General features: G+C 55.0%; 8 protein-coding genes and 2 pseudogenes. All 10 read left to right on the forward strand.

Annotation, left to right across the window (positions count from 1 at the left end; all coding sequences use genetic code 11):
* The coding region (locus B4967_RS13190) for an ERF family protein (RefSeq protein WP_340638776.1) at positions 1-730 on the forward strand (730 nt) is incomplete at its 5' end.
* A gap of 37 nt (positions 731-767) precedes the next feature.
* Positions 768-1,379, forward strand: coding sequence for a lambda exonuclease family protein (locus B4967_RS13195; RefSeq protein WP_083025686.1), 612 nt, complete (start codon positions 768-770; stop codon positions 1,377-1,379).
* A 90-nt stretch (positions 1,380-1,469) separates the two neighbouring features.
* On the forward strand, positions 1,470-1,967 hold the full coding sequence (gene radC, locus B4967_RS13200; protein WP_083025688.1) for a RadC family protein: 498 nt from the start codon (positions 1,470-1,472) through the stop codon (positions 1,965-1,967).
* Between the two features lie 363 nt (positions 1,968-2,330).
* A pseudogene (locus B4967_RS21400) lies at positions 2,331-2,573 on the forward strand (oxidoreductase); the annotation flags it as partial.
* A 25-nt stretch (positions 2,574-2,598) separates the two neighbouring features.
* Positions 2,599-3,474 (forward strand): annotated as a pseudogene (locus tag B4967_RS13205) (oxidoreductase); the annotation flags it as partial.
* Complete coding sequence (locus B4967_RS13210; protein ID WP_161491524.1) at positions 3,443-4,162, forward strand: TetR/AcrR family transcriptional regulator; 720 nt, start codon at positions 3,443-3,445, stop codon at positions 4,160-4,162. The pseudogene B4967_RS13205 and the gene B4967_RS13210, both read left to right, overlap by 32 nt.
* Positions 4,163-4,390: 228 nt before the next feature.
* Positions 4,391-5,422, forward strand: coding sequence for an ABC transporter substrate-binding protein (locus tag B4967_RS13215; RefSeq protein WP_083025692.1), 1,032 nt, complete (start codon positions 4,391-4,393; stop codon positions 5,420-5,422).
* Positions 5,423-5,430: 8 nt separating this feature from the next.
* The gene (locus tag B4967_RS13220) at positions 5,431-6,183 is read left to right on the forward strand and encodes an ABC transporter permease (protein WP_083025698.1); all 753 of its coding nucleotides are present in this window, start codon (positions 5,431-5,433) and stop codon (positions 6,181-6,183) included.
* Complete coding sequence (locus B4967_RS13225; RefSeq protein WP_083025693.1) at positions 6,180-6,947, forward strand: ABC transporter ATP-binding protein; 768 nt, start codon at positions 6,180-6,182, stop codon at positions 6,945-6,947. Before B4967_RS13220 ends, B4967_RS13225 begins: the two co-directional genes overlap by 4 nt.
* A gap of 26 nt (positions 6,948-6,973) precedes the next feature.
* The gene (locus B4967_RS13230; RefSeq protein WP_083025695.1) at positions 6,974-7,273 is read left to right on the forward strand and encodes a hypothetical protein; all 300 of its coding nucleotides are present in this window, start codon (positions 6,974-6,976) and stop codon (positions 7,271-7,273) included.
* Positions 7,274-7,769: the final 496 nt, after the last annotated feature.

Raw genomic sequence — 7,769 nt, forward strand, 5'->3', positions numbered from 1 at the left:
AGCAGCCGCCAATGCTCAGCACTCCCCAAACTCAGCGGCGCTAGAAGCGCATCTGACGGCTGATAGCACCGCCATTATCCAAGTGATTGAGCGAGCTGCCCTCAACCCCGATGTCGATATCGACAAGATGGAGCGCCTGCTGCAAATGCAGGAACGCGTGATGGATCGCCAGGCCATGATGGCCTACAGCGCTGCTATGGCGGCGATGCAGACCGAGCTGCCCAGCATTGAAGAGCGTGGGCAAACCAACAACAGCTGCTATGCAACGCTGGAAGACATTGTCGATAGCGTGAGGCCCATCCTGCAAAAACACGGCTTTGCGGTGAGCTTCCGTATTCAGACCCAGGAACGCGGTATCCAAGTGACGGGCGTGCTGATGCATAAGGACGGCCACCGGGAAGAGACCAGCATGCTATTGCCTGCGGACATGAGCGGTAACAAGAATGCAGTTCAGGCATTTGGAACGTCTACCAGCTACGGCAAGCACTATGTGATGTGCGCCTTGCTCAACATCACCACTCGGGGGCAAGACGATAATGGCCAGACCAGCACACGAACGGTGGTGAAGAGGGGCACCGCCTTCCAGGCGGGGCAGATTCAGCGTTTGATCAGCCAATGCCCAGCCACTACCCAAGAGTGGTTCAGCGGCAAATACAGCACAGCGGTTCAGGTGCCTCAGGCGGATTTCGACAAACCCCGTGCAACCCTCAACAAACGAGCCGTGAAATAGCGCTCAGCCTGTTCACTCATCGCCACAGGAGGCGTGTATGCAGATACCCACCATGCCACAAGGCTCGCCAGAGTGGCTGGCGGCGCGACTTGGGCGCGTCACCATGTCAGAACTCAAGGCATTGCTGGTAAATGGTAAAGGCCCCGGTGGGTTGGGTACTGGGGCCATCACTTACATGCACCAGTTGATCGGCGAGCGTATGACCGGTGAGCTGGCTGAGCCGTTTCAAGGCAATGCCCATACCAAGTGGGGGCAGGAGCTAGAGAGCGTCGCCCGCTCGCTGTATCGCGATATGACCGGCTCACCGAAGCCTAAAGAAGTGGGCCTGATTCTCAACCACAACGTGGGCTATTCACCGGATAGCCTGATTGCCAAAAACGGCCTGTTGGAGATCAAGACCAAGCTGCCCAAGTTCCAGATCGAGGTGCTGCTCAGCGGGGAAATCCCCGACGAGCACGTGCCCCAATGCCAGGGTGGGCTCTGGGTCAGTGAACGGGAATGGATCGACTTTGTGAGCTACTGGCCGGGTATGCCGCTGTTTGTGAAACGCGCTTACCGGGATGACTTCATGATTCGCACGATTGCCGAGCGGGTTGAGGCCTTTCATGAAGAGATGGCACGGCGCATCAGCCAAGTGATGGCTGCGTGACTTATCCGCTTAACCACAACACTCATTCACTATTAACGACATAGATGCCGGGGCCACCACCCCGGCATTTTTATTTTTTGGAGGTCATCAATGCCCCATAGCAAATTCAAAGCAGGTGAAGTGGAAGGCACCTACTTAGTCACGTCACCGGTCACGGAAACTGACATCATAGCCATGGCCAAGCGCTTCGCACGCCGCAAACTCGCCAAAGGCCGCAAGATATCCAAGCCCTCGCAAGCGTTTGAGCACCTACAGCTACTGCTGCAGGACTATGAGCACGAGGTGTTCAGCGTGCTATTTCTCGACAGCCACCACCGTGTTATCCGCTTTGAACAGCTGTTTCGCGGCACTATCGATGCGGCGAGCGTCTATCCATGCAAAGCGCTAAAGGCAGCTCTGGCCTACAATGCCGCCGCTTTAATCCTCATCCATAACCACCCCAGGTGTGACCTAGAGCCCAGTGACTCAGATAGGCGCATCACTGAGCGTCTAAAGGCAGCCCAGGGGCTGATGGATATACGGGTGATTGACCATGTGGTGGTAGGGAGTGATGGGTGTAAGTCATTTGCGGAAATGGGGTATTTATAGGCGAATGCTGGAATCAAATGGAGCTGCCTCGTCGGCAGCTCCATCCTTAAAGCTGCCTTTATTTTTTTCGTCACTATAGTCATCAAATGCTGGCATTAATTGATTTCTGTTATGAGAAAAGTTGCGTTCTTCACACTGTGCTTTAATTCGTCAGTCACCCCAATGTTACGTAGCAAGCGACACTCCGGCTGCCTGCCAAGTGGGAGTGGGAACATCTATGAGTGGTGCAAAAGATTAGACGACGGCGATGCATCACCTTTTTTTGTCGTCAGCTTATCAGGTCGATAGGTGTTTTCGATTGTCCCTTACCTTAAAAAACTCTTAAATTGTACCGATTGGTACTTTTTTTTGAGAGATTAATACATGGCTAACGTTTCGCAATATCCAAACCTGTTTAAATCCGGCGTGCTATCGGGTCTCAATCTGACCAACCGTCTCATCCTGGCCCCCATGACCCGCACAAGCGCTGAAGCTGATGGTCGTCCCACTGAGCGTATGCGGGATTACTATCGTGATTTTGCCCGCGGCGGTTTTAGCCTGCTGATTAGCGAGGGAATCTATACTGATGAGCGCTTTAGTCAGGGGTATGACTACCAGCCTGGTTTAGGCCAATCTAGCGCAGCAGGAGGCTTGGCAACCGATTGTCGAGTCTGTTCAGACGGAAGGGGCAAAGTTCGTGGCACAGCTAATGCATGGTGGTGCCCAAACCCAAGGCAACCGATTCGTCGAGGACACGGCAGCTCCCTCTGCAGTAGCACCAAAGGGTGAAATGCTTGGATTTTACGGAGGGGAAGGCCCCTATCCAACACCCCGCCCGATGAGTGAGGCGGACATTCAGGAGGCCATCGCCGGTTTTGCGGCGGCTGCACAGCGGGCCCAAGCTGCTGGATTCGACGGCGTCGGGCTCCACGGAGCCAATGGTTACCTGATCGATCAGTTCATCTCTGAGTATTTCAATCACCGTGATGACGCTTGGGGTGGCAGCCTCGAAAGGCGGCTGGCCTTTCCTATCGCGGTGATACGGGCTGTGCGTAAAGCAGTGGGCAGTGATTTTCTAGTGGGTATGCGTCTGTCGCAAATTAAGGTTACCGACTCGAACTATCGTTGGGCGGGCCGTGAGGAGGCCGCCATCATCATGACCACCCTAGAAGCCGAGGGGCTCGATTACTTGCATTTCTCCGAGCTTGACGCCCTCACACCGGCCTTTGAAGGGACAGACAAGAGCTTGGCGGCACTGGCCAGCGAACTGATTGATATCCCAGTGATTGCCAATGGTGAATTGGGGGCTCCTCAGGCAGCCGAGGCAATTATCGCTCAGGGAGGGGCCGACTTTGTGGCTATCGGCAAGGCGGCCTTGGCTAATCACGACTGGCCACACAGGGTACGCAACAACCGTTCGCTGACGGCATTGGACTTCGCTATGTTGATGCCACGTGCGAACTTGTCTAATGAGGACGCTTGGCGGGAGCAACATAATGTCTCGGCAACTCTTGATGTCGGTCGATAATCAGCAAGGCCACGGCCGCAAGGCTAAGGGCGAAGCCACTCGACAACGCATTGTCGAGTCGGCAGCTGAGCTCTTCCACGCTCAGGGCGTCGATGGTACCGGTTTGGAGCAGATCCTGCGTCAGGCCGGTGCAGGCAAGAGCCAGTTCTACCAGCATTTCCGCAATAAAGATGCACTCGTTTGCGAGGTCGCCGTTTGGTGGGAGCACCGCCTCTTTGCGTCTATGGAAGTTCACGAACTAGATAGCCTCGATACGTTAGAGCGGTGGCTTCTGTCCGCCGTTGATCAGTTGGAAGTCGAGCATTGTTATCGTGGCTGTCCGATAGGCACTTTGGCGGCTGGCCTACATGACAATGATGAAACCACCCGTGCTGCTGTTAGCCAGTGTTTCCGGGCACTTGACTCTCGTTTACGTGATGCCCTGCATCAGAGTCAGCAACGGGGTGAGCTTAGCGAGGAGGCTGACCTTGAGGCAATTTCCCATTTCATTCTGGCCAGTCAGCAAGGTGCTGCGACGCTCACCAAGGCCTATGGTGAGAGCAGCGCTGGCCGGCTGGTGATCGTCCAAGCAATGCAATATGTGCGCTCTTATTCGGTAAACGGTCAAGAGCAGTCAGCTAGTGCCACTGCTAAACGAACGCCATCACTGTCAGCAACGACGTTATCTAAGAGCCCACTATCCGGCTGATACCTTGTACATTTAAGTCCACGTCGGTATCGCTCCATGACCTCGCTGGAACATGAGCACGAGCAGGAATGTTCTGAGAAGCCGCAAATTCATTGTCTTACAGACACCATCCCGTGCTTGGATTTAAAGAATATATGAGTATATGAATTTGTCGTATACAACCGTTTTGGTTATATGCAGCAATCGTATAGGATATATGGTCATTCATTTTCCAATGGAGAGATCGCCATGCCCCGTTTCCTTCGCCCTTTGGCAATGCTAACGGCGATATTTGTTGGCACCACCAGCCAGGCTGATGATCACCTCACTACCCTGGAAGTTGGCTACATGCCGATATTACCGGTCGCCCAACTGTTTGTGATGGAAGGAGAGGGTTGGACCGAGGAAGCGGGACTGGAATTGGAGCTAACACGCTTTTCGAGCGGCCCGGCCATGGTTCAGGCGTTGGCCTCTGGCGAGCTTGACGTTATGTATTTCGGTATCGGCCCGGCGATGGTAGCCCGGGCTAACGGCGTCCCCATCAAGGTTCTCGCCTCTAGCATTCAGGAGCAGATCGGTCTGGTGGCACGTGGCGAACTAGCGGACCATTTCGAGCGCGCTGGCGATGATGGTGCGCAGGCTATTGCCAGCTTCACCGCCGCAGAGGGCCGCAAGCCCAAGATCGCCACGTTCCCTCAAGGCTCGGTGCCGGATACCGTGCTGCGCTATTGGTTGATCGAACAGTTAGGTGTGGGTTTGGAAGCCGTTGAGATCGTCGCCATGGGTGCCGATCGTGTCCAACAGGCACTGCTCGCGGGTGCCGTAGATGCCGCCTCTATTTTGGAGCCAATTCTCACCACCGTGCAGCAGCGTGACAATCAGGCCCGCGTGGTAGCCCGCGCCGATGCCATGCTTCCAGGCCAGCCGGGGGCGGTATTGGCTGCTCGTGAAGCCGCGCTGGCGGACCATCCTGAGGCTATGCAGGCGTTAATGGCACTGCATGTACGAGCCACCGAGATGCTCGTTGAAAATCCCAACAGTGCAGCACCTCATGTCCGCGAATTCGTCGGCAAGCGATTGATTCCTCTGGAAACTGTAGAAATGGCGCTCGCCTCTCCCTCATCTAATTACGGTAGTGATCCTCACGCCATTCGCGAGGGCACTCGGCGGATGCATGACTTTCAGATCGAACAAGGCTCTTTAAATGAGTCTGTGGACCTCGACGCCCTGTTTGATACGTCCTTGTATGACGCCGTCATCGCGGAACGTGACAGCAAATGATGGTAGTTATGACTCGCGCCCAACGCACTCTCTATAGTGTACTGGGGCTCATCGGATTTCTGCTTTTCTGGGAACTTTCGCTGCGCAGTGGGCTGTTGCCCGGCAGCTTGGTGCCCTTGCCGTCATCCATTCCCGGCGTACTGTGGCTTGAACTGCTCGATGGCATCTGGTTTGACGTAGTGCGCTCAAGCCTTAGCCACTACAGTGTGGGCGTGTTACTGGGTTCGACTTTAGGCATTGCCGTGGGCATATCGGCTGCGCTGCTGCCCAGGTTTAATGCTGCGCATGCCTGGCTTGCTAGATTGCTACGACCCATTCCGCCGCTGGCATGGATTCCTTTCGCCATCATTTGGTTCGGCATAAATCCTTCTGCAGCCGCCTTCATCATCAGCATTGGCGTTTTCTGGATCAATTACTTCGCCAGCTACAGCGCTGTGCACTCGATTGATCCTGGCTATGACGAAGTGGCACGCGCCTTTGGTCAGCAGCGTTTTCTGGCTCGGCTGACCAAGGTCAGCTTGCCTGCGGCGGCCCCAGGTATTCTCAGCGGTCTGCGTGCCGGACTCGGTCAGGGCTGGATGACCGTGGTAGCCGCTGAGCTGTTCGGCATCCCTGGTATTGGCCAGCGTATGATGGAGGCTTCTAGCCTGCTGGCGACTGATATCGTGGTGGTTTACATGCTGACCATCGCCGCCCTCTACGCAACCTTCGACTTCCTGTTCATGGTAGTGCAGCGCAGATTACTAAGGTGGCAATCATGACCGACACTAGCATGACGATGCACCCGGTGCTCAGCGCGCGGAACGTCAGCCTAGGTTTTGACGGCACCACCATCTTGGCCGGTGTTGATCTGACACTTCACCCTCAGGAGTTCGTGGCCGTTGTGGGTGCTTCAGGGGTTGGAAAGTCGACCCTACTACGAGCATTGGCTGGCTTGCTTGCCCCACAATCGGGACGAGTAGAGATACCCGCCGCCATCACACCAGACACTCGCGCCTGGTCAATGGTTTTTCAGGCACCAAGGCTTTTTCCTTGGCGCAGAGTACGGGGTAACGTGGAATTAGGCTTGGAGGGCCTTTCGCTTTCTAAAGCCGAGCGCCGCCGCCGCGCTTTGGAGCCTCTGGCGCTAGTGGGGCTTGATGAATTCGCTGAACGTTGGCCCCATACGCTCTCGGGTGGTCAGCAGCAGCGGGTCGGCATTGCCCGGGCGCTTGCTGTTCAGCCCAGGGTGCTGTTCATGGACGAGCCCTTCTCTGCGCTTGACGCTATCACTCGGCGCCGACTTCAACAGGAGTTGGTTGAGCTACGTCGACGTACCGAAGCCGCCATTGTCTTTATCACTCACGATATAGAGGAAGCCGTCCTGCTTGCCGACCGGGTGATGGTTCTAGGCAATGGCGAGATGGATCAGCCAGCACGGGTGGTTGAGACCCTTGAAGTCGACATGCCTCTAGATGATCGCCGTGACCATCCCGAATTCGCACCTCTTGTGCAGCGTGTCGAGACGATTATCGGCAACCACTGATCACGCGTTTTTTCTCGGAGATACCCATGCCGCCCCTTCACGTGCTGCTTCACGCGCCCACGCCCGAGGCTTTGATTCGCGCCCGCCGTAATGCCGTCAACTTGCAAAAGGCCCGGCCAGATGCTGAGGTACTGATTGTCGCTAATGCTAGCGCTGTTGCCGCCGCCCTGACCACTCCTGACAAAACCGACCCAATGCTAAGGCTATGCCGCAACTCCCTTGTGGCACAAGGACTCGACAATACCCGTGCCCTCACTGAGGTAGATGCGGCAGTGGTTACACTTGCTGAACTCCAGGCAAAAGGCTGGGCCTATATCCGCGCATAAAACCTTAGCGCTTTGAATGAGTGAATAGCCAAATAAATCGTCTCCACGTGCTGAGCAACGGCTGTGATACTTCCTGAAGTGGGGCGCCTCGTCTATGAATTGACCGCTTAGGCCGCATTGCCAATATTATCAGTGCCCACGATGTAGATCGTAGTTTTGCCCCCGAGGAGGGAGAGGCCAATTCATAGCTGACTGCAGACATCGGCCAAAAGCTGATCTTAATATCTTTCGCATATATGTCTAAATACTTCTGATAACCTAGCCCACTATCTCATTTAATAATTTTTAAGTTAATTTATTACTAAGCGGTATAACGATAAATAAATAGCGATGCCGAGCACTTTAATGATGCTGGTACAAAGAATGCCCCTAGCACTCAAACGAGCGCTAGGGGTTATTCCATTAAAGTGCCTTCACTAACTCGCCGTAATCACCTCCCACACGCAAAACAATGGTCACATCGTTGTCATTACCCTGAATCCGTGAAGCCGGCGCC

Source organism: Vreelandella lionensis (genome assembly GCF_002087295.1).
Lineage (GTDB): Bacteria > Pseudomonadota > Gammaproteobacteria > Pseudomonadales > Halomonadaceae > Vreelandella > Vreelandella lionensis.